The sequence below is a fragment of the Muricoccus roseus genome (genome assembly GCF_900141905.1).
In the GTDB taxonomy this organism is placed as follows: Bacteria; Pseudomonadota; Alphaproteobacteria; order Acetobacterales; family Acetobacteraceae; genus Roseomonas; species Roseomonas rosea.
Map to the genome: position 1 here is coordinate 40552 of NZ_FQZF01000007.1, position 26275 is coordinate 66826.

Annotated in this window: 25 protein-coding genes; 24 read left to right on the forward strand and 1 reads right to left on the reverse strand. The window is 71.6% G+C overall.

The features are described 5' to 3' along the window. The first annotated feature begins 24 nt into the window (after window positions 1–24). From BUB97_RS07180 to hemA, 3 genes are all read left to right on the forward strand, one after another. On the forward strand, window positions 25–1359 hold the full coding sequence (locus BUB97_RS07180; RefSeq protein ID WP_086061975.1) for a bifunctional folylpolyglutamate synthase/dihydrofolate synthase: 1335 nt from the start codon (window positions 25–27) through the stop codon (window positions 1357–1359). A gap of 375 nt (window positions 1360–1734) precedes the next feature. Next, on the forward strand, window positions 1735–2910 hold the full coding sequence (locus BUB97_RS07185; RefSeq protein ID WP_175562576.1) for an acetyl-CoA C-acetyltransferase: 1176 nt from the start codon (window positions 1735–1737) through the stop codon (window positions 2908–2910). Window positions 2911–3056: 146 nt separating this feature from the next. Continuing rightward, on the forward strand, window positions 3057–4274 hold the full coding sequence (gene hemA, locus BUB97_RS07190; protein WP_073133115.1) for a 5-aminolevulinate synthase: 1218 nt from the start codon (window positions 3057–3059) through the stop codon (window positions 4272–4274). 274 nt (window positions 4275–4548) lie between these two features. Here the strand turns inward: hemA and BUB97_RS07195 are convergent, their stop codons facing one another. Further along, window positions 4549–4989: a hypothetical protein gene (locus BUB97_RS07195; RefSeq protein ID WP_073133117.1), complete on the reverse strand. Its 441-nt coding sequence runs from the start codon at window positions 4987–4989 to the stop codon at window positions 4549–4551. Window positions 4990–5168: 179 nt separating this feature from the next. Between BUB97_RS07195 and sppA the strand changes: the two genes are divergently transcribed. The 21 genes from sppA (at window position 5169) to BUB97_RS07300 (ending at window position 26249) form a co-directional block, all read left to right on the forward strand. Further along, on the forward strand, window positions 5169–6230 hold the full coding sequence (sppA, locus tag BUB97_RS07200) for a signal peptide peptidase SppA (RefSeq protein ID WP_086061999.1): 1062 nt from the start codon (window positions 5169–5171) through the stop codon (window positions 6228–6230). A 25-nt stretch (window positions 6231–6255) separates the two neighbouring features. Further along, window positions 6256–6579 (forward strand): integration host factor subunit beta, encoded by a 324-nt coding sequence (gene ihfB / locus BUB97_RS07205; RefSeq protein ID WP_073133120.1) that lies wholly within the window; start codon window positions 6256–6258, stop codon window positions 6577–6579. 13 nt (window positions 6580–6592) lie between these two features. After that, on the forward strand, window positions 6593–6952 hold the full coding sequence (locus tag BUB97_RS07210; RefSeq protein WP_073133122.1) for a lipopolysaccharide assembly protein LapA domain-containing protein: 360 nt from the start codon (window positions 6593–6595) through the stop codon (window positions 6950–6952). A 279-nt stretch (window positions 6953–7231) separates the two neighbouring features. Then, entirely contained in the window at window positions 7232–9370 is a 2139-nt protein-coding gene (locus BUB97_RS07215) for an acetate--CoA ligase family protein (RefSeq protein ID WP_073133124.1), read from the forward strand. Next, complete coding sequence (locus BUB97_RS07220) at window positions 9367–10212, forward strand: MaoC/PaaZ C-terminal domain-containing protein (RefSeq protein ID WP_073133126.1); 846 nt, start codon at window positions 9367–9369, stop codon at window positions 10210–10212. Before BUB97_RS07215 ends, BUB97_RS07220 begins: the two co-directional genes overlap by 4 nt. Continuing rightward, window positions 10209–11288 carry an acyl-CoA dehydrogenase family protein gene (locus BUB97_RS07225; protein WP_073133129.1) on the forward strand — a complete coding sequence of 360 codons (1080 nt, stop codon included), beginning with the start codon at window positions 10209–10211 and terminating at the stop codon, window positions 11286–11288. The genes BUB97_RS07220 and BUB97_RS07225 overlap by 4 nt, the downstream gene beginning before the upstream one ends. After that, on the forward strand, window positions 11285–12430 hold the full coding sequence (locus tag BUB97_RS07230) for an acyl-CoA dehydrogenase family protein (RefSeq protein WP_073133131.1): 1146 nt from the start codon (window positions 11285–11287) through the stop codon (window positions 12428–12430). The genes BUB97_RS07225 and BUB97_RS07230 overlap by 4 nt, the downstream gene beginning before the upstream one ends. Before the next feature lie 54 nt (window positions 12431–12484). Beyond that, a complete protein-coding gene (locus BUB97_RS07235; protein WP_086061976.1) occupies window positions 12485–13486 on the forward strand; it encodes a Bug family tripartite tricarboxylate transporter substrate binding protein in 1002 nt (333 codons plus the stop codon). 28 nt (window positions 13487–13514) lie between these two features. Further along, window positions 13515–14687: a thiolase domain-containing protein gene (locus tag BUB97_RS07240; RefSeq protein ID WP_073133133.1), complete on the forward strand. Its 1173-nt coding sequence runs from the start codon at window positions 13515–13517 to the stop codon at window positions 14685–14687. Between the two features lie 5 nt (window positions 14688–14692). Then, the gene (locus tag BUB97_RS07245) at window positions 14693–15088 is read left to right on the forward strand and encodes a Zn-ribbon domain-containing OB-fold protein (RefSeq protein ID WP_073133135.1); all 396 of its coding nucleotides are present in this window, start codon (window positions 14693–14695) and stop codon (window positions 15086–15088) included. Between the two features lie 13 nt (window positions 15089–15101). Then, window positions 15102–16016 (forward strand): SDR family NAD(P)-dependent oxidoreductase, encoded by a 915-nt coding sequence (locus BUB97_RS07250; RefSeq protein WP_073133137.1) that lies wholly within the window; start codon window positions 15102–15104, stop codon window positions 16014–16016. Between the two features lie 51 nt (window positions 16017–16067). Further along, window positions 16068–17303 carry an ABC transporter substrate-binding protein gene (locus BUB97_RS07255; RefSeq protein ID WP_073133140.1) on the forward strand — a complete coding sequence of 412 codons (1236 nt, stop codon included), beginning with the start codon at window positions 16068–16070 and terminating at the stop codon, window positions 17301–17303. A 193-nt stretch (window positions 17304–17496) separates the two neighbouring features. After that, the gene (locus BUB97_RS07260) at window positions 17497–18516 is read left to right on the forward strand and encodes an ABC transporter substrate-binding protein (protein ID WP_073133388.1); all 1020 of its coding nucleotides are present in this window, start codon (window positions 17497–17499) and stop codon (window positions 18514–18516) included. Window positions 18517–18518: 2 nt separating this feature from the next. Further along, window positions 18519–19916 (forward strand): amidohydrolase family protein, encoded by a 1398-nt coding sequence (locus tag BUB97_RS07265; RefSeq protein WP_073133142.1) that lies wholly within the window; start codon window positions 18519–18521, stop codon window positions 19914–19916. After that, window positions 19916–20695 (forward strand): ABC transporter ATP-binding protein, encoded by a 780-nt coding sequence (locus tag BUB97_RS07270; RefSeq protein WP_073133145.1) that lies wholly within the window; start codon window positions 19916–19918, stop codon window positions 20693–20695. Before BUB97_RS07265 ends, BUB97_RS07270 begins: the two co-directional genes overlap by 1 nt. Then, entirely contained in the window at window positions 20692–21441 is a 750-nt protein-coding gene (locus tag BUB97_RS07275) for an ABC transporter permease (RefSeq protein WP_073133147.1), read from the forward strand. The genes BUB97_RS07270 and BUB97_RS07275 overlap by 4 nt, the downstream gene beginning before the upstream one ends. 5 nt (window positions 21442–21446) lie before the next feature. Then, window positions 21447–22184: an ABC transporter permease gene (locus BUB97_RS07280; protein ID WP_073133149.1), complete on the forward strand. Its 738-nt coding sequence runs from the start codon at window positions 21447–21449 to the stop codon at window positions 22182–22184. 416 nt (window positions 22185–22600) lie between these two features. Continuing rightward, window positions 22601–23791, forward strand: coding sequence for an FAD-dependent oxidoreductase (locus BUB97_RS07285; RefSeq protein WP_073133151.1), 1191 nt, complete (start codon window positions 22601–22603; stop codon window positions 23789–23791). Between the two features lie 19 nt (window positions 23792–23810). Next, complete coding sequence (locus BUB97_RS07290) at window positions 23811–24497, forward strand: DUF2848 domain-containing protein (RefSeq protein WP_073133153.1); 687 nt, start codon at window positions 23811–23813, stop codon at window positions 24495–24497. 13 nt (window positions 24498–24510) lie between these two features. After that, a complete protein-coding gene (locus BUB97_RS07295) occupies window positions 24511–24897 on the forward strand; it encodes a cupin domain-containing protein (RefSeq protein WP_073133155.1) in 387 nt (128 codons plus the stop codon). Then, complete coding sequence (locus BUB97_RS07300; protein ID WP_073133157.1) at window positions 24894–26249, forward strand: amidase; 1356 nt, start codon at window positions 24894–24896, stop codon at window positions 26247–26249. The genes BUB97_RS07295 and BUB97_RS07300 overlap by 4 nt, the downstream gene beginning before the upstream one ends. The last annotated feature ends 26 nt before the right edge of the window (window positions 26250–26275 follow it).

Below are 26275 nucleotides of genomic sequence, written 5' to 3' on the forward strand. Positions count from 1 at the left end.
CCGCCCCAACCCGGACGACCGGCCATGGCCGACAGCAAGACCACTCCCTGGGGCGCGCCCGCCGGGCTTCGCGCGGCGCCGGATGCGGGCCGGGCGGAGAGGATCATCGACCGGCTGCACGCGCTGCACCCGAAGCTGATCGACCTCAGCCTCGACCGGCTGCAGCGGCTGCTGGACGCGATGGGCAACCCGGAGCGGCGCCTGCCGCCCGTGGTGCATGTGGCCGGGACGAACGGAAAGGGCAGCACCTGCGCCTTCCTCCGGGCCATCGCGGAGGCCGCGGGGCAGCGGGTGCATGCCTATACCTCCCCGCATCTCGTCCGCTTTCACGAGCGCATCCGCCTCGCCGGGCGGCTGGTGGAGGAGGAGGTGCTGGCGGCCGCGCTGGAGGAGGTGGAGGCCGCGAATGGCGGCGAGCCGATCACCGTCTTCGAGATCACCACCGCCGTGGCGCTGCTGCTGTTCAGCCGCGTGCCGGCGGACCTGCTGGTGCTGGAGGTGGGGCTCGGCGGGCGGTTCGATGCGACCAATGTGGTGGAGCGCCCGGCGGCCTGCGCCATTGCCTCGATCTCCATGGACCATACGGACTTCCTCGGCGACACGCTGGCGCGGATCGCGGGGGAGAAGGCCGGCATCATCAAGCCCGGCGTGCCCGTGGCCACGGGGAACCAGCCGCCCGAGGCGCTGGCCGTGCTGGAGGCCGAGGCCGTGCGGAGGGGCGCGCCGCTTCTCGCCCGTGGGAGGGACTGGGAGGCGGAATGGATGAAGGACGGGCTGCTCTACCGCGACGCGGGCGGCACGCTGCGCCTTCCCCGCCCCGCCCTGCCCGGCCCGCACCAGGCGGACAATGCCGGCATTGCCATCGCCGCCCTGCGCGCCTGGAACCCGGCCTGGCTGACGGAAGAGGCGGTCGCGCACGGGCTTTCGGCCGCGGCCTGGCCCGCGCGGCTGCAACGGCTGCGCGGCGCGCTAGCGGCCATGCTGCCGGCCGGCTGGGAGCTCTGGCTGGACGGCGGGCACAACCCCGGCGCGGGGCAGGCGCTGGCGGCGCAGCTTCGGAACTGGTCGGACCGGCCGCTGCACCTCGTCGTCGGGATGAAGAAGTCCAAGGCCGTGGACGGGTTCCTCGCGCCGCTCCTGCCCTTCGCCAGCAGCCTCTGGGCCGTGGCGGAGCCGGGGCAGCACCTGGCGGTGGAGCCGGCAGAGATCGTGGCGGCCTCGGGCGGGGTGGCGCGCATCGGGCCGCGCGTGGCGGATGCGCTGGCGGGGATCGGTGGGCCGCCGGGGCGGGTGCTGATCTGCGGGAGCCTCTACCTTGCCGGGGAGGTGCTGAAGGCGGATGGGAGCTGGCCGGAGTAGGGGCTTCCCGCCCCGGGGGCTTTGCCCCCGGACCCCCACCGGGGTGGCGGCGGCCACCCCGGACCCCGCGTTCGGACTGCCGTGGATGCCCTACGTCGGTGGGGTCTCTGGTGGGCGGGGGTTTTTCCTGCCCTTGCAGTCGCCTCGGGTCACGGACCCGAGGCGCACCGTCAGCCCCGTGATTCCATACTTCCAGAAAAAGATGATGGTGAGGGGTCCGGGGAGAGGAAGAATTCCTTCTTCCTCTCCCCGGGACAGACTTACCCATCAGAATGAGTCCCCCGCCTCCACGAAGGCCAGCGGCACCCCCACATGTTGCGCGCCCCCGGCCCAGCGCGCACCATTGGGGCAAAGAACGCCAGAGGAATGCCTCTCATGGACGACATCGTCATCGCTTCCGCCGCCCGTACGCCGGTGGGCAGTTTCAACGGGGCTTTCGCCACGCTGCCCGCGCATCAGCTGGGCGCCATTGCCATGAAGGCCGCGCTGGAGCGGGCCGGGGTTTCGCCGGAGGAGGTGGACGAGGTCATTCTCGGCCAGATCCTGACGGCGGCGGCGGGGCAGAACCCGGCGCGGCAGGCTGCCGTGCTGGCCGGCATTCCGGTGGAGCGGACGGCTTTCGGGATCAACCAGCTTTGCGGTTCGGGGCTGCGTTCCGTCGCGCTGGCGGCGCAGCAGATCGCGACCGGGGATGCCGCCATCGTCATGGCCGGCGGGCAGGAGAGCATGACCCAGGCCCCGCATGCCGCGCAGCTCCGCGCCGGGCAAAAGATGGGCGACCTGGCGATGGTGGACACCATGATCCGGGACGGGCTGTGGGATGCCTTCCACGGCTACCACATGGGCCAGACGGCCGAGAACGTGGCCGAGAAGTTCCAGATCACCCGCGAGCAGCAGGACGAGTTCGCCGCCGCTTCCCAGCGCAAGGCGGGCGAGGCGATGAAGGCCGGGCGCTTCCGGGACGAGATCGTCCCCGTGACCGTGAAGGGCCGCAAGGGCGACACGGTGGTGGAGAACGACGAGTATCCGAAGCCCGAGACGACGCTGGAGGTGCTGCAGAAGCTGCGGCCGGCCTTCAACAAGGAGGGCTCCGTGACTGCCGGGAATGCGAGCGGCATCAATGACGGCGCGGCCGCGATCCTGGTGATGCGCGGGGCGGAGGCGGCGAAGCGCGGCATCACGCCGCTGGCGCGCATCGTCTCCTGGGCGACGGCGGGGGTGGACCCGTCCATCATGGGCACGGGGCCGATCCCGGCTTCGCGCAAGGCGCTGGCCAAGGCGGGCTGGAACATCCAGGACCTGGACCTGATCGAGGCGAACGAGGCCTTCGCGGCGCAGGCCTGCGCGGTGAACAAGGACCTGGGCTGGGATCCGGCCAAGGTGAACGTGAATGGCGGGGCGATCGCGCTCGGGCATCCGATCGGCGCCTCGGGCGCGCGGGTGCTGAACACGCTGCTGTTCCAGATGAAGCGCCAGGGTGCGAAGAAGGGCCTGGCTACGCTGTGCATCGGCGGCGGCATGGGCGTGGCCATGTGCGTCGAGGCCGCCTGAGGCGGTGAGGCGGGCGGGCGGGGGCGCGACGCCTCCGCCCGCCTCCCTTCCTCCGCGGGGCTGGCGTGCCTGGGGCGGGGGTGTTGCGTAGTTTCCCGCTGTTGATTCCCGTGAAACGGGGGCTTAACCCCAGGGGCGGAAAACATATGCCCAGCGCCATGCCCGATTATGATGCCCTCCTCGCCGGCCATCTCGACGCGCTTCGCGCGGAGGGCCGCTATCGCCACTTCCTCACGCTGCACCGACAGGCCGGCGCCTTCCCGAAGGCGCTGCGCGCGGATGGGCGCGCCGTGACGGTGTGGTGCAGCAACGACTATCTCGGCATGGGCCAGCACCCCAAGGTGCAGGAGGCCATGATCGCCGCCATCCGGGAGGATGGCGCGGGCGCGGGCGGGACGCGCAACATCTCCGGCACCGGCCGCCACCATGTGGCGCTGGAGGCCGAACTGGCCTCGCTGCACGGCAAGGAAGCGGCGCTGGTCTTCAATTCCGGCTTCACGGCGAACGAGGCGGCGCTGTCCACCCTCGCGACGCTGCTGGGGGCCACGATCCTGTCCGATGCGGACAACCATGCCTCGATGATCGCGGGCATCCGCAACGGGCGCGGGCCGAAGCGCATCTTCCGGCACAATGACGTGGCGCATCTGGCCGAGCTGCTGGCGGAGCTGCCGCCGGGGGCGCCGAAGGTGGTGGCCTTCGAATCCGTCTATTCGATGGATGGCGACATCGCCCCGATCCGCGCGATCGCGGAGCTGGCGCGGCGCCACAACGCGCTGACCTATATCGACGAGGTGCATGCCGTCGGCCTCTACGGCCCCGGGGGCGCGGGCGTTGCCGCGCGGGACGGGGTGAAGATCGACGTGGTCGAGGGCACGCTCGGCAAGGCCTATGGCGTGGGCGGCGGCTATGTGGCGGGCAGCCGGGTGCTGATCGACGCCATCCGCTCCTTCGCGCCGGGCTTCATCTTCTCCACCACCCTCACCCCGGCCGTGGCCGCCGGGGCGCTGGCGAGCATCCGGCACCTGCGGGGCTCCGACGCCGAGCGGACCGCCCACCAGGAGCGCGCCCGGGCCACCCGCGCCGCGCTGCGGGCCGAAGGGCTGCCGGTGATGGAGAACCCCAGCCACATCGTGCCGGTGATGGTGGGCGACGCGGCGCTGTGCCGGCAGGCAAGCGAGCTGCTGCTGGAAGACCACGGCATCTACATCCAGCCGATCAACTTCCCCACCGTGCCGCGCGGCACCGAGCGCCTGCGCATCACGCCGACGCCGCTGCATGACGACGCGGCGGTGTCGCACCTGGCGCGGGCGCTTTCCGCGGTGTGGGACCAGCTGGGGCTGGCGCGGCAGAAGCGGGCGGCCTGAAGGGGCGGCACGCGGGTTTACAGGGGGAAGGGAGGGCTCTGCCCTCCACCCGCCAAGGGCCTGAGGCCCTTGGAACCCCATCGGACTGCCGTGGATGCCCTGATCGAAGGGGTCTCGGGTTGAGGGGGTTTCCTTCTGCCCTTGCAGTCGCCTGAGGTCTGAGACCTCAGGCGCACCGTCAGCCGAGTGATTCCAAACTTCTAGAAAAAGATGATGGTGAGGGGTCTGGGGAGAGGAAGAATTCCTTCTTCCTCTCCCCAGGACAGACCGGACCCTATCGTTGCGAGCGCCGCTGCGTCGCCACGGCACCCGGCGGGGCGCCGACGCGGGTCGCCTGGTCGTCGCGCGCGCCGGTGATGTTGGCGGCGCAGGTGCCGTTCTCGATCATCAGCCGGTAGCCGGAGGCGGTGGGGCCGCAGGCGCGGATCAGGTCGTCGCGGTGGGGGCCTCGGGCGTCGAAGACGTCGCGCACGAACTTGTCCACCTCCGTATTGGCCTGGGACTTGTCGGCGGCGGGCTTGGGCGAGGCGGCGATGCAGGCGCGCCAGGCGGCCACGGCGTCGTCGCAGGTGGCATCGCCCGTCGAGGGCGGGGTGACGCCCTGGGTGATGGAGCGCGAGCGGAGCTGGGCCTGTGCCTGGGCCGGGGCGGTGGAGGCAACCGTGGCGGCGAGCGCGAGGAAGAGGGCCGGCAGGACCAGCGGCAGAGGGCGCATGGGGTGGTGTCCCGGTCAGAGGGCGGGGCGGCCGGGCCGGAGCGTGGCGCATCCGCCCCGGTGCAGCGGGCCGCATTCTAAAGCGCCACCCGGTCCCATGTCACGCGACGATGCGCGCATTCCGGAACACGGCGTGCAGGGTGCTGGCGCGCGCCGCCGTGCTCGCGCATAGACGGGGCATGGCAACCCCCTCCCCCTGGCCCGGGCCATCCGGTTCCACCCCGACCCAGCCGCCGGCGCAGCCGCCGCCCCCGCCGCCCGTCGCGGGGCTGGAGGCGGATTTGCTGCTCGACCGGCGGCGGCTGAAGCGCAGCCGTGGCATCTGGCGCGCCCTGGCCGTGTTCGCCGTGCTGGGTGGGCTGGCCCTGGCCATGACCCAGGCGGGGGTGGAGGCGCCGGGGCTGGACGGGCTGCGGGGGCCGCATCTGCTCCGGCTGACCGTTTCCGGCACCATCACGGATGACCGGCGGCTGGTGGAAGCCATCGACAAGGCGGCGAAGTCGGATGCCGTGCGGGGGATGCTGCTGGCGGTGGACAGCCCTGGCGGCACGGTGGCGGGGGGCGAGGGGCTGCATGCCGCCCTCGCCCGCTTCCGCGCGGCCAAGCCGCTGGTGGCGGTGTTCGGCGGCACGGCGGCCTCGGCCGGCTACATGATCGCGATGCCGGCGGAGCGGATCTTCGCGCGCGAGGGCAGCGTGACCGGCTCGATCGGCGTGCTGTTGCAATCCTTCGACGCGCAGGAGGCGATGCGGATGCTGGGCTTGCGGGCGGAGGCCATCACCTCCGGCCCGCTGAAGGACCAGCCGAGCCCCTTCCGGCCGCTGACCGATGAGGGCCGCGCCGCCCTGCGCGCGGTGGTGGACGACCTGCATGCCCAGTTCGTCCGCATGGTGGCGGAGGGCCGGCGCATGCCGGAGGAGCGGGTCCGGGCGCTGGCGGATGGGCGGATCATGACCGGGCGCCAGGCGCTGGCGGCGGGGCTGGTGGATGCGATCGGCGGCGAGCCGGAGGCGCGGGCGCATCTGGCCAGCGCGCATGACATCTCGGCCGAGCTGCCGGTGCGCGACCTGCGCGCGCGGGACCTGCGGGAGCGGACCTTCGGCGCCGCGCTGGGGGAGGGCTTCGGCAGCGCCCTGGCCACGGTGCTGGAGGATTCGGTGAAAAGCCTGATTTCAGAAGGGCTTGGCCAGCGTCTGGGCGTTGACGGCGCCTGGGCGCTTTGGCAGCCTTCCGGCCGATGAGACGAGGTGGAGAGCCGCGCGCCCGATGACCAAATCGGAACTGATCGCGGCGCTGGCGGCGGCCAACCCGCATCTGCGCCAACCGGACGTGGAGCTGATCGTGGCCACGATCTTCGAGGAGATCACGGCGGCGCTGGCGCGCGGGGACCGGGTGGAGCTGCGTGGCTTCGGCGCGTTCTCCGCCAAGAAGCGCGACGCGCGGACCGGGCGCAACCCGCGCACGGGCGAGTCCGTTGCGGTGTCCGGCAAGGCCGTTCCCTATTTCAAGCCGGGCAAGGAGCTGCGCGAGCGGGTGAATGGCGGCCCGTTGCAGCAGCCCCGCCGGGGCGCCGCGCCGGCGGCTGACTGAGGAGTTCCGCCCCATGTGGCGCTGGTTGCTGATTGCCCCGCTTCTGATCCTGCTCGTGCTGTTCGCCGTGTCGAACATGCAGCCAGTCGCGGTCGGGCTCTGGCCCTTCGACCTGACCTGGCAGACCCCGCTGGCCCTGGCCGTGCTGCTGATTGCGGCGCTGGCCTTCCTGCTCGGGGCCTTCATCGCCTGGGCGGCGGGCGGGCCCTCGCGCCGCAGGGCGCGGGCGCGCATCCGCGCGGGCGAGGCGGCGCAGGCCGAGCTGTCGGAGCTGCGCGCGCGCGAGGCCAAGCGGGTGGAGGCGGAGACGCTGGCCCGGGACCAGGCGATGTATGCCGGCACGGGCAGCCGTGCCGTGCGGGTGGTGGGCTAGCCCCACCCGCATCCCGGCGGCGGCCGCCTCAGAGCGGCCAGCCCCGGTGCTTTCCTTCGGATTCGAGAGTGAGGTGAGCCCCGTGCGGGGCTGATGGCGCATGCGCGGCTCATCCAGGCCAGCGTATCGCTTGGCGGGTCGGATCGTAGAATTTTCACGGACTGAATGCCATTCTCGGTGTTGAATGGCGCCCCGAAGCTGGCTAGCCTTCCCCCAAGAGCAAACATGGGGGGAGCGGATGGTGGGTGCGCCCCGGCGCGCCCCCGATCCGGGAGAGGAATGGACGCTTTGCCGAAGGCGGACCCGCGGACTCCCCCTCCCCCCGACGCGCTTTCGGCCCTGCTCGCACCGCGCAGCGTGGCGGTGATCGGGGCTTCGGGCGATCCGTCGCGGATCGGGGGGCGGCCCATCGCGGCGATGCTGGAGCGGGGCTTCGCCGGTGCCATCCTGCCCGTGAACCCGAACCGGGCGGAGGTGCAGGGGCTGCCGGCCTTCCCCTCGGTCGGCGCGCTGCCGCTGGTGCCGGATGCCGCCATCATCGCCGTGCCGGCCGGGGCGGCGGAGGTGGCGGTGGCGGAGCTGGCGGCGCGGGGCACGCGCGCGGCCATCGTCTTCACCGCCGGCTATGCCGAGATGGGGCCCGCCGGGGCGGAGGCACAGGCGCGCATGGTGGAGACGGCCCGGGCGCATGGGATGCGCCTGCTGGGACCGAACAGCCTCGGCCTCTTCAACACCGCCAATGGCTTCTACGGCACCTTCAGCTCCTCGCTGGAGCGGGGCTACCCGGTGGCCGGGCCGATCGGCATCGCCAGCCAGTCCGGCGCCTATGGGATGCATCTGTTCAGCATGGCCCGCGACCACGGGATGGGCCTGTCCTGCAGCGTCACCACCGGCAACGAGGCCGACCTGAACATCGGCGACCTGATCGGCTGGATGGCGGAGGACGAGGGGACGGAGGTGATCGCCGCCTATTCCGAGGGGATCCGCGATGCGCCGCGCTTCCTCGCGGCGCTGGAGCGGGCGCGGCGCAACCGCAAGCCCGTGGTGATGATGAAGGTGGGGCGCAGCGCGGTGGGCCGTGCCGCCGCGAGGTCCCACACCGCCTCCATCGCGGGGGATGACGCGGTGACGGATGCGGTGCTGGCCGAGTTCGGCGTGGTGCGCGCGCGCACGACGGAGGAGCTGCTGGACGTGGCGCGGCTGGCCACGCGCAAGGTCTATCCGGCCGGCAACACGCTGGGCGTGCTGACGGTGAGCGGCGGGGCGGGCGTGCTGATCTCCGATGCCGCGGAGGCGGCGGGGCTGCCGATGCCGCCCATGCCGGAGGCGGCGCAGGAGGCGCTGCGCCGGGACCTGCCCTTCTGCGCCCCGCAGAACCCGGTGGACTGCACGGCGCAGGTGCTGAACGACCTCTCGCTCGTCACCCGTTTCGGCGGCGCGCTGATCCGGGATGGCGGCTACGGGTCCATCCTTCTCTTCTTCACCCATGCGGGCGGCGCCCCTTCCATCACGCCGCGGCTGCGCGAGGCGTTGCGGGCGCTGCGGGCGGAGCATCCGGACCGGCTCTTCGTCCTCTCGGTCCTGGCCGATCCGCCGCAGATCCGGGAGTTCGAGGAGGATGGCTTCGCCGTCTTCGGCGATCCGTCCCGGGCGGTGGCGGCCATTCATGCCATGGGGCGGTTCGGGGATGCCTTCGCGGCGGCGCCGCCGGCGCCCGCCCCCGTGCTGCTGGTGCCAGCGCTGCCGGAGCGCACGCCCAGCGAGGCGGAGGCGAAGCGCATCCTGGCGGAAGCCGGGATCGGGGCCGCGCCGGAACGCGCCTGCGCCAGCGCGGAGGAAGCGGTGGCCGCCGCCGGGGCGTTGGGCTTTCCGGTGGTGATGAAGATCCTGTCCCCCGACATCCTGCACAAGTCGGAGATCGGCGGCGTGCTGCTGGATGTGGGCGATGCGGCGGCGGTGCGGGAGGGGTTCGCGCTGCTGCTGCGCCGCGCCGCCGAGGCCGCGCCGGCGGCGCGGATCGAGGGCGTGCTGGTGGCCCGGCAGCTTTCGGGCGGGGTGGAGTGCATCCTGGGCGTGCACCGGGACCCCGTGTTTGGGCCGGTGGCGATGTTCGGCCTGGGCGGGATCTTCGTGGAGGTGCTGAAGGACGTGGCCTTCCACCGCTGTCCCTTCGGCGAGGATGTGGCGGAGGCGATGATCCGCTCCATCCGCGGGGCGCCGCTGCTGCTGGGGGCGCGCGGGCGGCCGCGCGCGGATATCGCGGCGCTCGCGCGGATGCTCTCGCGCCTTTCCGCCTTTGCCGCGGCGGCGGGGCCGCGCCTGGCCGGGATCGACCTCAACCCGGTCTTCGCCATGCCGGAGGGCGAGGGCGCCTTCGCGGCGGATGCGGTGATCGACATCGCGGAGGAGGCGGCGTGATCGAATACGAGAGGCTGCTGAACTACCCGATCCCGGAGGTGCGTCAGCGCCTCACGCGGCGGGATGCGGTGTTCTACGCGCTCTCCGTCGGGCTCGGGCAGGACCCGATGGACCGGCGGCAGCTCGACTATGTGGATGCGGACAGGGTGCTGCGCGTGCTGCCCTCCATGCCAGTGGTGCTGGCGCATCCCGGCTTCTGGGTGGCGCATCCCGATACCGGGGTGGATGCGGTGAAGGTGGTGCATGGGGAGCAATCCATCACCCTCCATGCCCCGCTTCCGGCCGAGGGCGAGGTCATCGGCCGCACCCGCGTGACGGGGCTGGTGGACAAGGGCGAGGGCAAGGGCGCGCTGCTCTATTCCGAGAAGGAGCTGCGGGATGCGGGCGGGCGGCTGCTGGCGGTGACGGGCAGCACGACCTTCCTGCGGGGCGATGGCGGGTTCGGCGGCCCCCCCGGCCCGGTGAAGCCGGTGAACCCCGTGCCGGAGACGGAGCCGGACATGGTGGTGGACCTGCCGACGCGGCCGGAGCAGGCGCTGTATTACCGGCTGAACGGCGACGACAACCCGCTGCATGCGGACCCCGAGGTGGCGGCGCGCGCGGGCTTCCCGCGGCCGATCCTGCACGGGCTCTGCACCCTTGGCGTGGTGGCGCATGCGCTGCTGCGGGTGCTGGGGGATTACGAGGCGGGCGCGATGCGGAGCCTTTCGCTGCGCTTCTCCGCGCCGGTCTTTCCCGGCGAGACGATCCGCACGGAGATCTGGCGGGGCGGCGCCTTCCGGGCGCGGGTGGTGGAGCGGGACGTGGTGGTGGTGAACAACGGCGCGGCGGTGTTTGCATGAGCGAGGTTCCCCAGCGCGAGAGCGCGGAGGATCGGGCGGAATCCATCCGCATGATCCGTGACAGCGCGGCCGGCATCGCGCCGCGCGGGGGCGACCGGAAGCGCATCCGCGCCCTTCGCTTCAGGGAGCCGGGCTACGACCCCGCCATGCTGCGGCAGATGGGCGAGCAGGGCTGGATCGGGCTGCGCGTGCCGGAGGAGCGGGGCGGCGCCGGGTTGGGGATGAGCGCCTTCTGTGCCCTGGCCGAGGAGCTGGGCGCGGCGCTGGCGCCGGAGCCGCTGGTTCCCGCCGCGCTCTCCGCCGCGCTTCTGGCCGAAGCCGGGGCGGAGGAGGCGCTGGCCGGGCTGATCTCGGGCGAGGCGCTGGTGCTGACGGCCTGGCAGGAGGCGGCGGGCACGCTGGAGGCGCCGGGCCATGCCGAGGCGGCGCGGCTGTTCATTCCCCAGGCGGCGGGAGCGAGCGCCTTCCTCGTGCCGGTGCGCGAGAACGGCGCGCTCGCGCTGCGGCTGCTGCCGCGCGAGGAGGCGGAGCTGCTGCTGGAGAAGACGCAGGATGGCGGCTTCTACGGCACGTTGAACCCGCGGGGCGGCGAGGTGATCGCGCGCGATGTGGGGGAGGCGATGGAGCGGGCGCTGGACGAGGCCGCGCTGGCAGCCGCCGCCATGCTGCTGGGCGTGATGGACCAGGCCTTCGCCCTCACGCTCGAATACCTCCGCACCCGGCATCAGTTCGGCAAGCCGATCGGCAGCTTCCAGGCCCTGCAGCACCGGGCGGCGGACCTGAAGGTGCAGATCGCGCTCAGCCGCGCGAGCATCGATGCCGCGGCGGCGCTGCTCGACCGTGGCGCCGAGCGCGCGGCTCGGCGGGCCGCCGTCTCGCGCGCGAAGGCGCGTGCTTCGGATGCCGCGATGCTGGTGACACGGCAGGCGATCCAGCTGCATGGCGGCATCGGCTATACGGACGAGGCGGATATCGGCCTCTATCTCCGCAAGGCGATGGTGCTGGCGAACGGGTTCGGCCCGGCCTCGCTGCACCGCCGGCGCTTCGCGGCCGAGGCGCGGGAGGAGGAGGCATGAGCGACCTCAACGATCTCTCCGACGAGGATTTCCGCGCGGAGGTGCGGCGCTTCGTCGAGCGCGAGTATCCGGCCGCGCTGCGCAACCCGCCGCAGCGGCTGCACTGGGAGCAGGGGCGGGCCTGGTTCGAGACCTTGCGGGCCAGGGGCTGGGTGGCGCCGGGCTGGCCGCGGGACTATGGCGGTCTGGGGCTCAGCGCCTCCAAGCAGATCATCCTCATCGAGGAGTATGAGCGCCACGGCGTCGCGCGCTTGCCCGACCATGGCATCATCATGCTCGGCCCGCTGCTGATCCGCTTCGGCACGGAGGAGCAGCGGCGGCGCTTCCTGCCGCGGATCCTGGCGGGCGAGGACATCTGGTGCCAGGGCTATTCCGAGCCGGGCGCCGGTTCGGACCTCGCCTCCCTCCGCACCGAGGCGGTGCTGGAAGGCGACCACTACGTGGTGAACGGCCAGAAGATCTGGACGACGCTGGCGACCGACGCGAACTGGATCTTCTGCCTGGTGCGGACGGACAAGGGCGCCAGGAAGCAGGAGGGGATCAGCTTCCTGCTGATCGACATGCAGAGCCCGGGCGTGACGGTGCGGCCGATCATCAATCTCGGCCTGCATGACGAGTTCTGCGAGGTGTTCTTCGACAACGTCCGCGTGCCGCGCGAGAATCTGGTGGGCGAGCCCAACAAGGGCTGGAGCATGGCCAAAGCCCTGCTGGGCTTCGAGCGTATCTTCCTCGGCTCCCCCCGGCAATCCGGCTATGCGCTGGCGAGGCTGAAGACCCTGGCCGAGCGGATGGGCGTGTTCGAGGAGCCGGAGTTCCAGGACCGCTACACCCGCCTGCGGATGGATCTGGAGGACCACAAGGACCTCTACGAGACCTATGTGGCGGTGCTGCGCCGTGGCGAGACGCTGGGCCCTGACGTCTCCATGCTGAAGCTGCACCAGGCGGAGCTGTTCCAGCGCATCACCGAGCTGATGCTGGAGATCGCGGGGGAGAATGCGGGACTGCTGGAGCCGATGGGCGGCAACCGGGACCTGCATCCGGCCGGCCAGTTCATCGAGGCGCGGCCGACCACGATCTATGGCGGAAGTTCCGAGATCCAGCGCGGCATCCTGGCGAAGAACGTGCTGGAGCTGCCGGGCTGAACGGGGGCGCAAGGGGCCGTGCAGAAGGCTCCACGCCAAGGGAGAGGGAACGGGATGGCGATGATCGTGACACGGCGTGGCCTGGTGGCGGGAAGCGCCGCGCTGGCCTTCCCCGGGTTGGCCACAGCGCAGGAAGGCGGCTGGCCCCGGCGCAGCCTGCGCCTCGTCATCCCCTTCCCGCCCGGCGGCACGACGGACCTGATCGGGCGGCTGCTGGCCGAGCGGCTGGCGGCGCGGCTGGGGCAGCCGGTGGTGGTGGAGAACCGGGGGGGCGCGGGCGGGAATATCGGGGCCGATGCGGTCGCGAAGTCCGAACCCGATGGCTACACCTTCCTGATGGCCTCGATCGGCACGGCCTCGATCAACTACGCGGCCTATGGTGCGCGCATGCCCTACCGGCCGCAGGACCTGGCGGCGGTGGGGCTCGTGATCCGCGTGGCGAATGTGCTGCTGGCGGCGAAGGACGTGCCGATCCGCGATGCGGCGGGGATGATCGCGGCGGCCAAGCGCGAGCCGGGGCGGCTGAACTATGGCAGCTCCGGTTCCGGGGGCAGCCCGCATGCCTGCATGGAGCTGCTGGCCGCGCGCGAGGGGATCAGGCTGCAGCATGTTCCGTATCGCGGGTCCGGCCCGATGCTGACGGAGCTGGTGGCGGGGCGGATCGAGCTGGGGATGGACAACATCCCCTCCGCGCTGGGCTTCATCCGCAACGGGCAGATCCGGGCCCTGGCGGTGACGAGCCGGGAGCGCTCCGCGGTGCTGCCGGATGTGCCGACGCTGCACGAGGCGGGAATCACGGATTTCGACGCCGTGTCCTGGTTCGGCGTGCAGGCCCCGGCGGCGGTGCCGGCGCCGGTGATCGCCCGCATGGGGCGGGAGATCGACGCCGTGGTGCGGGACCCTTCCTGGGTGGCGAAGATGCGGGAGTTCGCCGCCGAGCCGCCGCGGCTGACGCCGGAGGGCGGCACCACCCCCGAGGCCTTCGCCGCCTTCATCCGGGAGGAGATCGCCCGGTGGGCGGAGGTTGCGCGGGTGAGCGGTATGGCGGTGGAATAGGGGACGGCATGACAGAGGGACCGTACGCTTGAGCATTCGAGGGAAGGCCTGCATCGCCGGTGCCTATGAGCACCCGACGCGCAAGGCCGGTGACAAGAGCACCGCGCAGCTCCATGCCGAGGTGGCGCTGGGCGCGCTGCGCGATGCGGGGCTGACGCGGGCCGATGTGGATGGCTATTTCTGCGCGGGCGACGCGCCGGGGATGGGGCCGCTGAGCATGGCCGACTATCTCGGCCTGGACCGGCTGCGGCATGTGGATTCCACGGATGTCGGCGGGTCCTCCTACCTGCTGCATGTGGCGCATGCGGCGGAGGCGATCGCGCTGGGGAAGTGCGACGTGGCGCTGATCACCCTGGCCGGGCGGCCGCGTTCGGAGGGGCAGGCGACCGGCACGGCGCCGCGCGCGGGCAACCCGACCCAGCCGGACGTGCAGTTCGAATATCCCTATGGCGCGGCGGTGGCGAACATGTACGCCATGTGCGCCAAGCGCCACATGCATGAGTTCGGCACCACCAGCGAGCAGCTGGCCTGGGTGAAGGTGGCGGCCAGCCACCATGCCCAGCACAACCCGCATGCCATGCTGCCCAAGGTGGTGACGGTAGAGGAGGTGCTCGCCTCCCCCATGGTGGCGGACCCGCTGCACCGGCTGGATTGCTGCGTGATCAGCGATGGCGGCGGCGCGCTGGTGGTGGTGCGGCCGGAGGTGGCGCGCAACCTGAAGCGCCCCGTGGTGAGCGTGCGCGGCGCGGGCGAGGCACTGAAGCACCAGATGGGCGGGCAGCTGGACCTGACCTATACCGGCGCCCGCTTCTCCGGCGCCCGTGCCTTCGAGGAGGCCGGGGTGAAGCCGGCCGATATCAAATACGCCAGCATCTATGACAGCTTCACCATCACGGTGCTGATGCAGCTGGAGGATCTCGGCTTCTGCGAGAAGGGTGCCGGCGGGCGCTTCGTGCAGGACGGCAACCTCATTAGCGGCGTGGGGCGCCTGCCCTTCAACACGGATGGCGGCGGGCTGTGCAACAACCACCCGGCCAATCGCGGCGGCATGACCAAGGTGATCGAGGCGGTGCGGCAGCTGCGCGGAGAGGCGCATCCGGCGGTGCAGGTGAAGGATTGCAACCTGGCGCTGGCGCATGGCACCGGCGGTTCGCTCGGCACGCGGCATGGCAGCGCCACACTGGTGCTGGAGAGGGAGTGACGGCGATGAGCGAGCAGACCGCGCGGCGCGTGCCGCCCAGCCCCACCCCCGATCCCTCCACCCTGGCCTTCTGGGATGCGGCGCGGGAGGGAAAGCTGCTGATCGGGCGCAACACGAAGACGGGCAAGGCGCATTACCCGCCGCGACCCATCTGCCCCTTCGACGACGAGGGCGAGGTGGAGCTGGTGCCCGCCAGCGGGCGGGGAACGATCTACACCTACAGCGTGATGCGCGCGAAGACGCCCTATGTCATCGCCTATGTGGAGCTGGCCGAGGGGCCGCGCATCATGACGAACATCGTCGATTGCGACTTCGAGGCGCTGCAGGTGGGCCAACCCGTGCGCCTGACCTTCGTGGACAGCGAAGGCGGCCAGCCCATTCCCATGTTCACCCCCGCCTGAGAGGAGCCCCGCCATGCCGATGCTGGAGGGAAAGGTCGCGATCGTCACCGGTGCGGGGGGCGGGATCGGGCGGGAGATCGCGCTGGCCATGGCGCTGGCCGGCGCGAAGGTGGTGGTGAACGACATCGGCGCCTCGCTCACCGGCCTGGGCGAGGGATCCGCGACGCCGGGGGAGCAGACGAAGGCCATCATCGAGCAGCGCGGCGGGCAGGCGGTGACGAACACCGACAGCGTGGCCGACTGGGAGAGCGCGAGGCGGATCGTCGCCAGCGCGATCGATGCCTTCGGGCGGGTCGATATCGTCGTGAACAATGCGGGCATCCTGCGCGACCAGATCTTCCACAAGATGACGCCGGAGGAGTGGCGGGCGGTCATCGACGTGCATCTCAACGGCAGCTTCTACGTCTCCCGGGCGGCGGCGGAGCCGTTCCGGGCGCAGGGGTCGGGCGCCTTCGTGCACATGACCTCCACCTCCGGCCTGGTCGGCAATTTCGGCCAGGCGAACTATGCCGCGGCGAAGCTCGGCGTCGTGGCGCTGTCCAAGTCCATCGCGCTGGACATGCAGCGCTTCGGCGTTCGCTCCAACTGCATCGCGCCCTTCGCCTGGAGCCGCATGACGAGCTCCATCCCGGCCGAGACGCCGGAGCAGCAGGCGCGGGTGGAGAAGCTGAAGCGCATGACGCCGGAGAAGAACGCGCCGCTCGCGGTCTTCCTGGCCAGCGATGCGGCGGCGGATGTCACGGGCCAGGTCTTCGCCGCCCGGAACAACGAGATTTTCCTGATGAGCCAGCCGCGGCCGCTGCGGAGCGCGCATCGGGGCGAGGGATGGACGCCGGAGCTGATCGCCGAGCACGCCATGCCCGCGCTCCGCGCGCAGTTCCTGCCGCTGGACCGCAGCGCGGACGTGTTTTCCTGGGATCCTGTCTAACCACGGGTTCCCGGCCAAGGGCGACAAGCCACGAAGGGGAGACGGGCGGGAATGATCGGGCGCAGGCAGCTTCTTGCGGCGGGGGCGGCGGCGCCCCTGGCCGGCCCCTTGGGGTCGCGCGCGGCGCGGGCCCAGGCCCAGCCCATCCGGCTGGGGGTGCTGGGGGATTTCTCCGGGCCGTACCGCCATCTCTCCGGCCCCACGGCGGTAGCCTGCGTGCGGCAGGCGGTGGAGGATTCCGGCATCCTCCAGCGCGGCATCGCGGTGGAGGTGGTGCAGGCGGACCACCAGCAGAAGGCGGATGTGGGCCTGACGGTCACGCGGGAATGGTTCGACCGCGGCGGGGTGGATGTGGTGCTGGAGGTGAACAACTCCTCCATCGCCCTGGCCCTGAACGGGCTGGTGCGGGAGAAGGACAAGCTGCACCTCAACACCGGCGCCGCCACCTCGGAGCTGACGGCGAGGGCCTGCAGCCCGAACACGGTGCACTGGACCTACGACACCTACATGCTCGCCCGTTCCTCCGGCGGGGCGACGGTGCGGGCGGGGGCCGATACCTTCTTCATCATCGCGGCCGACATGGCCTTCGGGCACCAGATGGAGCGCGACGTGACGAAGTTCGTGGAATCCGAAGGGGGGCGCGTGGTGGGCGCGGTGCGCCATCCCTTTCCCGGCACCACGGATTTCTCCTCCTTCCTCGTGCAGGCGCAGCGCAGCCGCGCGAAGGTGGTGGCCTTCGCCAATGCGGGGGCGGACTTCATCAACTGCGTGAAACAGGCCCATGAGTTCGGCCTGGTCTCGCGCGGGCAGAAGCTGCTGGGCACCATCGCCTTCGTGAACGACGTGAAGTCGCTGGGGCTGGAGACGACGAAGGGGCTGCTGCTGACCGAGAGCTTCTACTGGGACCTGAACGACCGCACCCGGGCCTTCACGCGCCGGGTGCTGCCGAAGACGCCGGACAACTACCCGAACCAGACCCATGCCGGGAATTATTCGGCCGTGACGCATTACCTCAAGGCCGTGGCGGAGCTGGGCGCGGCGCGCGCCAAGGCCTCCGGGCGGGAGGTGATGGAGGTGATGCGCCGCATGCTGACGGATGACGACGCCTTCGGGGCCGGCAGCATCCGCGCGGATGGCCGCCACCTGCATGACGCGCATCTGTTCGAGGCCAAGGCGCCGGCGGAATCCACCGGGCCGTGGGACCTGCTGAAGCTGGTGCGGACCACCCCGGGGGCGGAGGCCTTCCGGCCGCTTTCGGAGGGGGGCTGCCCCCTGGTTCCGGGCTGAGGCGCCCCGGGGCGGCCACAGGCCGCCTTCCCGGCGGCCGGGAGCCCCTGGCCCGGCCCCGCCGGGCCGGGGCGGCGGCTCTGCCGGGGGCGATGCGGGGCAGCTTTGCTGCGCCCGCGAGGCGAGACCCCTTGAAACCGGGGGGGTCTCTATGGTCAGTCGGGTTCTTCCTTCCGTCCCCGGGTCCCGCACCATGCTCCCTGACCGCCGCCGGTTCCTGACCGGCCTGGCCCTGACCGGCCTTTCCGCCCCCGCCTTCCTCCGGGGCGCCGCCGCCCAGGGCCTGATGAAAACGCGGCTGCAGCTCAGCTGGATCCCCAATGTGCAGTATGCCGGGGAGTGGATGGCGCTGGACAAGGGCCTGTTCCGCAAGCACGGGGTGGAGGTGGAATGGGCGCCCGGCGGCCCCAACGCGCCCGCCGCCCCGGTGGTGCTGGCCGCCGGCCGGGCCGATCTCGGCTATACGAACTGGTTCCCCTTCCTGGACGCGGTGATGCGCGGGAACGACTTCGTCATGGTGGCGGCGGTCTATCCCCGGAACCCGCTGGGCATCATCTCCCTCCCCCGCAAGCCCATCCGCCGGGCGCAGGACCTGGTGGGAGCCCGCATCCTGGCCCAGGGCGCGACGGAGAAGACGGCGGTGGACGCCACCCTGGCGATCGCCGGGCTGCCGTCGCAATGGACCCAGGTGCCGGCCGGCTTCTCGCCGGAGCCGCTGCTGAGCGGCCAGGGGGACGGCTACACCGCCTTCAGCACCAACCAGGTCATCACCCTGGAGAATATGGGGCTGGTGCGGGACAAGGACTTCTTCTTCACCCGCTTCGACGAGATGGGCTTCCGCGCCTTCGGCGCCGTGCTCGCGGCGCCCCGCGCCTATGTCGAGAAGAGCCGGCCCGTGGTGGTGGGCTTCCTGCGCGGGCTGATCGAGGGCATGCGGGAGAACGAGCGCGACCCGACGGTGGCGCCGCGCCTGGCCGTGCAGCGCTACGGCGTGGATTTCGGCCTCGACCTGCGCCAGCAGACGCGCCAGAACGCCGTGCAGATTCCGCTGACCAAGTATGACGAGCCCGGCCGGCCGCTGCTCTCGCTCGACCGCGAGCTGATGGCCGGGGTGATGTATGACGGCGCCCGCGCCACGGGGCGCACCAACCTGCCCGATGTGGACCGGATCGCCGACTTCACGCTGGTGGCCGAGGCCCATCAGGGGCTGTGACGATGACGCTTCCCCAAGGGCCCGTGGATATCCTCGTCCGCGGCTGCGACGTCGTCACCATGGATGAGGCAGGCACGGTGCTGAAGGGCGGCGCCGTGGCCGTCTCGGGCGGCCGCATCGCCTGGATCGGCGCGGATGCGGAGGCCACGGGCATACAGGCCGGCACGGTGCTGGACGGGCGCGACCGGATCGCCATGCCCGGCATGATCGACGGGCATGTGCACACCGCGCAGCAGCTGCTGCGCGGCAAGCTGCCCGAGATGAGCCGCAAGGCGCCGCTGCGGAACCCGCCCTGGAAGAACTACTACATTCCCTTCGAGGGGCTGCTGGAGCCGGAGGACGTCCATCTCAGCGGCCTCGTCACCTATGCCAACATGCTTCTCTGCGGCACGACCTGCTTCGCGGAGGCGGGCGGGCCGCATCCGGATGAGATGGCCCGCGCCGCCGAGGAGATCGGCATCCGCGGCTTCGTCGCCCTCTCGACCGTGGACCAGAACACGGCCTTCGCCGGCCGCACCGTGCCCGGCTCCATGCTGATGACGACGGAGCAGGCCTATGACCGCAACGTCGCGCTCGTCCGCCGCTGGAAGGGCGCGGAGCGGCGGGTGCAGGCCTGGATGTCCATGCGGCAGATCATCGTCTGCACGCCGGAGCTGATCCGCTCCCTCTCGGATGCCGCGAAGGAGGAGGGCGTGCGGATCCACACCCATCTCGGCGAGGGCACCTATGAGGTGGACTACGCGCTGGAGAATTTCGGCCGGCGCCCCACCGAGTATCTGGACCAGATCGGCGCCCTCGGGCCGCATCTGCACTGCGCCCATTCCGTCACCCTCTCGCCAGAGGAGGTGGACCTCTATGTGCGGCACGGGCTGACGGCCTGCCACTGCGCCTGGGGCAATTACGGCATCGGCGTGCCGCGGCTGCAGGAGATGTGGCGGCGCGGCGTGCCGATCGGGCTGGGCACGGATGGCGCGGCGGGCGCGGCCACGATGGATATCTTCCAGGTGGCCCATGCGGCCCGCGTCGGCCAGGCGGCGCAGATCGGGCACCCCTATCACCAGCGCGTGCCGATGAGCGCGGAGGACCTGCTGAAGATCGCGACGGTGGGCGGGGCGCGCTCCCTCGGGCTGGGGGACCAGCTCGGCAGCCTGGAGGTGGGCAAGCGCGCGGACCTCATCCTCGTGCAGACCACGGACCCCGACCAGATGGGCGCCGAGGACCCGCTCTTCCTCGCCTCCTCCTGCATCGTCGGGCGGGACGTGCAGGACGTGATCGTGGACGGGAAGCTGGTGGTGAAGGACCGGCGCCTGCTGACGGTGGAGCTGGAGGCGATCCGTGCCCGGCTGAAGACGCGCCGCCCAGAGATCATGGCGCGCTTCGACGCGGCCGTGACCGCCTGATGGACACGCAGCCCGCCATCGCCGTCCGCGGCGTGACCAAGCGCTTCCGGCTGGATGACGGGAGCGAGTTCACCGCGCTGGACGACATCTCCCTCTCCCTCGCGGAGGGGGAGTTCGTCACGCTGCTAGGGCCGAGCGGCTGCGGCAAGAGCACCATCCTGCGGCTGGTGGCGGCGCTGGAGGCACCCAGCGCCGGGACGGTGCTGGTGGAGGGCAAGGCGCCGGCCGAGCTGTCCCGCCAGCACCGGCTGGGCGTGGCCTTCCAGGACCATGCACTGCTGCCCTGGCTGGACGTGGCGGCCAATATCGCCCTGCCCTTCCGCGTGGCGGGGCAGAAGGTGGACGAGGCCCGCGTGGCCGCGCTGATCCGGCTGGTGGGGCTGGCGGGCTTCGAGAAGGCGCGGCCCCGGCAGCTTTCGGGCGGCATGCGCCAGCGCGTGGCGATCGCCCGCGCCCTGGTGCTGAAGCCGGACGTGCTGCTGCTGGACGAGCCCTTCGGCGCGTTGGACGCGGTGACGCGCCGGCAGATGAACATCGAGCTGCAGCGCATCTGGACCGAGCAGCGGACCACTACCCTTCTCGTCACGCATGACGTGGGGGAGGCGCTGTTCCTCTCGGACCGGATCGTGGTGCTGAGCGGGCGCCCGGGCCGCGTGGTGCGGGTGGTGGACGTGCCCTTCGCCCGGCCGCGGGACCCGGCCATCATGCGCTCCGCCCTGTTCCACGAGATGTCGGACGACCTGACGGAGGCGCTGGCCCCGCCGGCCGGCGCGCCATGACCGAGGCGCGCAAGACCTTCCTGCTCGGCGCGCTGGGGATCCTCGCCTTCCTCGCCCTGTGGGAGGTGGCGGGACAGGGGCGCTGGCTGGGGCTGAGCTGGCCGCCGCTGAGCGCGGTGCTGGCGCTGCTGGTGGACGAGAACCGCCAGCCGCTCTTCGCCCGGGCCCTGGGGGCGACGCTCTCCTCCCTCGGCACGGGCTATCTCATCGGCGGGGCCGGTGGCATCGCGGCCGCCGCGCTGGCGCATCTCGCCACGCCGCTGCGGCCGGGGCTGGAGCGGACCAATGCCTTCATCCACGCCATCCCCTCCGTCGCGCTCGCGCCGCTGCTGATCCTGGTGGTGGGGCGGGAGGGCACGCCGGCGACCCTGGCCGCGCTGAACACCTTCTTCATCCTCTATGTCTCGACCGCCTCCGGCCTGGCGGCCACGCCGCCGGCGCTGAAGGACCTGGTGCAGGTGCTCGGCGGCGGCCGCTGGACGCGGCTGCGGCGGCTGGACCTGCCCATGGCCCTGCCGACCATCGTCAGCGGCATGCGGCTGGCCGCGCCCTCCGCGCTGATCGGGGTGATCATCGGCGAATGGTTCGGCGCGCCCCGCGGGGTGGGCGTGCTGGTGATCAACGCGATGCAGAACTTCCAGATCCCCCTGCTCTGGGCCGCGGTGCTGCTGGCGGTGCTGGTCTCGCTCAGCCTGTTCGGCCTGTTCGGCGCGCTGCACCGCGGCGTGGTGGCGCGGCTGCGATGAAGGCCATGACCCGCTTCTTCCGCAGCTCCTGGGGCATCCTCGCCATCCTGCTCTTCTGGCAGCTCTGGGTGGGGCTCAGCGGGGTGAACAGCATCGTGCTGCCCAGCCCCATGGGGATGCTGCGCAGCCTCGCGGCGGACCCTGCCCTCTATCTCTCCAGCACGGCGCAGACGGTGGCGCTCGCGGCGCTGGGGCTCGTGCTCGGCGTGGCGCTGGGGACGGGGCTCGCGGTGCTCACCTGGTTCTCGCGCTTCCTGGCGGGGCTGCTGACGCCGCTGGGGATCATCTTCGCCTCCGTGCCGGTGGTGGCGCTGATCCCGGTGCTGGCGCGCATCTTCGGCTACGACATGCGGACGGTGCTGGCGATCGTCGTCATCATCTGCTTCTTCCCGGCCTTCGTCTTCACGGGGGCGGGGCTGCGGGCGCTGCCGCCGGGCAGCGCGGACCTGTTCCGGGTGCTGGGCGCCTCCACCTGGCGGCGGCTGGTGCTGCTGGCGCTGCCGGCGGCGGTGCCGGACTGGGCGGTGGCCCTGCGGCTGGCGGCGGCCAACAGCATCCTGGCCGCGATGGTCGCCGAGTTCCTGATGGGGACGAGCGGGCTGGGCTACCTCTTCGCCTCGGCCCGCAGCGACTTCGATATGGAAAAGGCCCTGGGGGCGAGCGCGATCGCCACGGTGATCTCCGTGCTGTCCTTCCTCCTCGCCTCCCGCTTCGAGGGGTGGGCGGGGCGGAACTGGCGCTGAGGAGGAGGGCTCCGCCCTCCACCCGCCAAGGGCCTGAGGCCCTTGGAACCCCTTCTGACTGCCGTGGATGCCCCGGATCAAAGGGGTCTCTGGTGGGCGGGCTGATCCTGCCTTTGCAGTCGCCTCGGGTCCATGACCCGAGGCGCACCGTCAGCCCCGTGATTCCAACTGATAGAAAAAGATGATGGGTCGAAGGCACTGCCTTCGACGGGTCCGGGGAGAGGAAGAATTCCTTCTTCCTCTCTCCGGGGCAGACCGCCAGCGTATGAATGAGATTTCACAGTGAAATCTCACCTTGCGCGTTCCCGGAATACCGGTCCAAGCTGCGCCCCTCGCGCCCCGGTACGGGCTGGCCGTTGCTGCCCCATGGGCATGCCGGGCTGCGTCCGGGGCTTTCGTAGGGGGAATTCGGCGGGATGTCGGAGCAGAAGCCGGTCGTCATCGTGGGCGCGGGCCCGGTTGGGCTCGTGGCGGCTGCCGCGCTGGTGCGGCGGGGTGTGCCCGTGACGGTGCTTGAGGCGGGCGCGGAGCTTTCGGGCGAGATGCGCGGCTCCACCTTCCATGCGCCCACGCTGGACATGCTGGACGGGTTGGGCGCGGCGGGGGCGATGATCGAGCAGGGCATCGTGGCCCCGCGCATGCAGTATCGCAGCCGCGACCAGGGCATCATCGCGGACTTTGATTTCGGCGTGCTGTCCGACGTGACGCGGCATCCGTTCCGCCTGCAATGCGAGCAGTTCAAGCTGACCCGCATCCTGCACGGGCTGCTGCAGGGCCAGCCCGGCTTCACCCTGCGCTTCGATGCCCGCGTGGCAGGCTGCGAGGACCGGGGCGATTCCGTGGAGGTGGTGCTGGAGAATGGCGAGCGGGTCGCCGGTTCCTACGTGATCGGCGCGGATGGCGCGCGGAGCCCGGTGCGGAAGGCCGCCGGCATCGAGTTCGAGGGCTTCACCTGGCCGGAGCGCTTCCTGGTGCTCTCCACCCCCTTCGACTTTGCCGAGCTGATTCCGGACCTGGCCGATGTCTCCTACTACGCCGATCCAGAGGAATGGTTCTTCCTGCTGAAGGTGCCGGGCGTGTGGCGCGCCATGTTCCCCGTGCCGGCCGAGGTGCCGGACGAGGCGACCATGACGGATGAGTATGCCCGCGCCCGCTATGGCCGGATCGTCGCGGGGCGCGACGACTATCCCATTCGCCACCGGACGCTGTACCGCGTGCATCAGCGCGTGGCGAAGACCTTCCGCCAGGGGCGCGTGCTGCTGGCCGGCGATGCCGCGCATATCAACAACCCGCTGGGCGGCATGGGGCTGAATGGCGGCGTGCATGACGCCTTCAACCTGGCCGAGAAGCTCGCCCCGGTGTGGCATGGCGAGGCCGGGGCGGAGCTGCTGGACCTGTATGACCGGCAGCGGCGCGGCGTGACGGTGGAGCATGTGCAGCGCCAGACCATCGCCAACAAGCAGAACCTGGAGGCGAAGGAGCCCGAGGCGCAGCGCGCCTTCCGCGAGCGGATGGCCGAGGCCTCCGCCGACCCGGCCAAGGCCCATGCCTATCTGCTGGGTGTTTCCATGATCAACAGCCTGCGCCGCGCGGCCGAAATCGCCTGAGCCGCCGAGGGACGACGAGATGACCGAGCTGACCTTCGACTTCCATGCCGGCGAGGGGGTGACGCGCCGCAGCGTCGCGCTCCGCCAGTTCGTCATTGCCGGCTGGACCGGCCGTGACCAGCACAAGCTGCAGGAGCATATCGAGGAGCTGCGCCTGCTGGGCGTGACGCCGCCGGCCAGCACGCCTTGCTTCTATCCCGGTGGCAAGGAGCTGCCGACGACCGCCGCCGAGATCGACTGCCTCGGCGCGGAATCGAGCGGCGAGGCCGAGTTCCTCATCCTGGTCGATGCGGATGGCGCCTGGTGGGTGGGCGTCGGCTCCGACCACACGGACCGCAAGGTGGAGACCTATTCGGTTGCCGTCTCCAAGCAGGTTTGCCCAAAGCCGGTTGCGCCGGCCCTGTGGCGGTTCGAGGATGTGGCCCCGCATTGGGACCGGATCGAGCTGCGGTCCTGGGTGCAGGAGAATGGCGAATGGGTGCCGTACCAGGAGGGCAGCGTGGCCGCGATGCGCGACCCGCGGGACCTCGCGGCGGCCTATCGTGCCATGGGACGTGAGCTGCCCCCGGGCACGATGATGTTCGGTGGCACGCTCGCGGCCATCGGCGGCATCCGGCCGCGTGCCGGCTTCCGCATGGAGCTGCGCGACCCCGTGCTGGGGCGTGCCATCACCCACAGCTACACGGCCAACTGGCTGGCCGAGTAAGGCGGAGACGAACATGCCGATCACCAAGGAGCATCTCGAGTTCCACGTGCCGGATACCTCCACGGGCTGGGAGGTGCCGAAGGGCTATCCGGCCGGGATCGAGCAGAAGATCCTCGCCGGTAAGCTGGACGAGGAGAACAAGCGCGGCCACCGCACGCGGCTGCTGCGCTTCCAGCCCGGCGAGTTCACCACCGCGCCCTTCGTGCATGACTACTGGGAAGAGGTGTGGCTGGTTTCCGGGGACCTGATCGTCGGCAACGACGCGCAGGGCAATGGCGGTGAATCCTTCGACAAGGCCGCCTATGCCTGCCGCCCGCCCGGTGCCTATCACGGCCCCTTCAAGTCGGTGACCGGCTGCACGCTGCTCGAGATCCACTACTACGACGAGACGCCGCGGTGAGCGGCCCGGCCGGCCCGACCCTGGACGCGCTGGCGGCGGATCTCGCCGCCGGCCGCACCACCAGCCGCGCGCTGGTGGAGGCGTGCCTGGCGCGGATCGCCGATCCCGCGGGAGAGGGCGGGCGGGCCTTCCTGCAGCTGGATGCGGAGGGCGCCCGCAAGGCGGCCGATGCGATGGATGCGCTGCGCGCCGCCAAGGCCGCGCCTTCGCCCTATGCCGGCATCCCCGTTTCGGTGAAGGACCTTTTCGACGTCGCCGGGCAGGTGACGCGCGCCGGGTCGCGCGCGCTGGACGACACGCCGCCCGCCGATTCCGATGCGATGACGGTCGCGCGGCTGCGGCGCGCCGGCTTCGTCGTCGTCGGCCGCACGAACATGACCGAGTTCGCCTATTCGGGCCTCGGCATCAATCCGCATTACGGCACGCCGCGGAGCCCCTGGCGGCGCGACGAAGGGCATGTGCCGGGCGGCTCCTCCTCCGGCGCCGCGATCTCGGTGACGGATGGCATGGCGCATGCGGCGCTGGGCACGGACACCGGCGGGTCTTGCCGTATCCCCGCGGCTTTCAACGGGCTGGTGGGCTTCAAGCCAACCGCGCGCCGCGTGCCGCTGGAGGGCAGCGTTCCGCTTTCCTGGTCGCTGGATTCCATCGGGCCCATCGCCCGCAGCACGGCCTGCTGCGCGGTGCTGGATTCCGTGCTGGCGGGTGAGGCACCGGAGGCCCTGCCCGCGGTGCCGCTGGAGGGGCTGCGCCTGCTGCTGCCCGAGACGGTGGCGCTGGACGGGATGGAGGAGGCGGTGGCCACCGCCTTCGAGACGGCGCTGGCGCGGCTTTCGCGCGCGGGCGTGCGGATCACCCGCGCCGCGATGCCGGAATTCGCCGAGGTGGCGCCGATGAACGCGCTGGGCGGCTTCACGGCTTCCGAGAGCTTCGCCTGGCACCGCAAGCTGCTGGACCGGCGCGGCGGGGATTACGACCCGCGCGTCAGCAGCCGCATCAAGCGCGGCGCGGGCATGTCCGCGGCCGATTACCTGGATCTGCAGAGGTCCCGGGCCGACTTCATCCGCCGCGCCACGGCCCGCATCGCGGCGTTCGATGCGCTGGTGATGCCGACCGCGCCCATCCTGCCGCCGCGCATCGCGGCGTTGGAGGACGAGGCGGCCTATACGGCCGCGAACCTCGCCGCGCTGCGCAACCCCACCCTGGTGAACATGATGGATGGCTGCGCCATCTCCGTGCCGGCGGCCCGCCCGCCGGAAGCGCCGGTGGGGGTGATGCTGGCGGCGGCGGGCGGGGGGGACCGGCGCCTGCTGGCGATCGCGGCCTCGGTGGAATCCGCGCTGGCCGCCTGACGCGGCGGCCGGTGCTTCTCCCCGGC

Bases quoted from the DNA above. Each gene is read 5' to 3' on its own strand.
- BUB97_RS07180 (WP_086061975.1), top strand. From the start codon at position 25: ATGGCCGACAGCAAGACCACTCCCTGGGGCGCGCCCGCCGGGCTTCGC.
- BUB97_RS07185 (WP_175562576.1), top strand. From the start codon at position 1,735: ATGGACGACATCGTCATCGCTTCCGCCGCCCGTACGCCGGTGGGCAGT.
- hemA (WP_073133115.1), top strand. From the start codon at position 3,057: ATGCCCAGCGCCATGCCCGATTATGATGCCCTCCTCGCCGGCCATCTC.
- BUB97_RS07195 (WP_073133117.1), bottom strand. From the start codon at position 4,989: ATGCGCCCTCTGCCGCTGGTCCTGCCGGCCCTCTTCCTCGCGCTCGCC.
- sppA (WP_086061999.1), top strand. From the start codon at position 5,169: ATGGCAACCCCCTCCCCCTGGCCCGGGCCATCCGGTTCCACCCCGACC.
- ihfB (WP_073133120.1), top strand. From the start codon at position 6,256: ATGACCAAATCGGAACTGATCGCGGCGCTGGCGGCGGCCAACCCGCAT.
- BUB97_RS07210 (WP_073133122.1), top strand. From the start codon at position 6,593: ATGTGGCGCTGGTTGCTGATTGCCCCGCTTCTGATCCTGCTCGTGCTG.
- BUB97_RS07215 (WP_073133124.1), top strand. From the start codon at position 7,232: ATGGACGCTTTGCCGAAGGCGGACCCGCGGACTCCCCCTCCCCCCGAC.
- BUB97_RS07225 (WP_073133129.1), top strand. From the start codon at position 10,209: ATGAGCGAGGTTCCCCAGCGCGAGAGCGCGGAGGATCGGGCGGAATCC.
- BUB97_RS07230 (WP_073133131.1), top strand. From the start codon at position 11,285: ATGAGCGACCTCAACGATCTCTCCGACGAGGATTTCCGCGCGGAGGTG.
- BUB97_RS07235 (WP_086061976.1), top strand. From the start codon at position 12,485: ATGGCGATGATCGTGACACGGCGTGGCCTGGTGGCGGGAAGCGCCGCG.
- BUB97_RS07245 (WP_073133135.1), top strand. From the start codon at position 14,693: ATGAGCGAGCAGACCGCGCGGCGCGTGCCGCCCAGCCCCACCCCCGAT.
- BUB97_RS07250 (WP_073133137.1), top strand. From the start codon at position 15,102: ATGCCGATGCTGGAGGGAAAGGTCGCGATCGTCACCGGTGCGGGGGGC.
- BUB97_RS07255 (WP_073133140.1), top strand. From the start codon at position 16,068: ATGATCGGGCGCAGGCAGCTTCTTGCGGCGGGGGCGGCGGCGCCCCTG.
- BUB97_RS07260 (WP_073133388.1), top strand. From the start codon at position 17,497: ATGCTCCCTGACCGCCGCCGGTTCCTGACCGGCCTGGCCCTGACCGGC.
- BUB97_RS07265 (WP_073133142.1), top strand. From the start codon at position 18,519: ATGACGCTTCCCCAAGGGCCCGTGGATATCCTCGTCCGCGGCTGCGAC.
- BUB97_RS07270 (WP_073133145.1), top strand. From the start codon at position 19,916: ATGGACACGCAGCCCGCCATCGCCGTCCGCGGCGTGACCAAGCGCTTC.
- BUB97_RS07275 (WP_073133147.1), top strand. From the start codon at position 20,692: ATGACCGAGGCGCGCAAGACCTTCCTGCTCGGCGCGCTGGGGATCCTC.
- BUB97_RS07280 (WP_073133149.1), top strand. From the start codon at position 21,447: ATGACCCGCTTCTTCCGCAGCTCCTGGGGCATCCTCGCCATCCTGCTC.
- BUB97_RS07285 (WP_073133151.1), top strand. From the start codon at position 22,601: ATGTCGGAGCAGAAGCCGGTCGTCATCGTGGGCGCGGGCCCGGTTGGG.
- BUB97_RS07290 (WP_073133153.1), top strand. From the start codon at position 23,811: ATGACCGAGCTGACCTTCGACTTCCATGCCGGCGAGGGGGTGACGCGC.
- BUB97_RS07295 (WP_073133155.1), top strand. From the start codon at position 24,511: ATGCCGATCACCAAGGAGCATCTCGAGTTCCACGTGCCGGATACCTCC.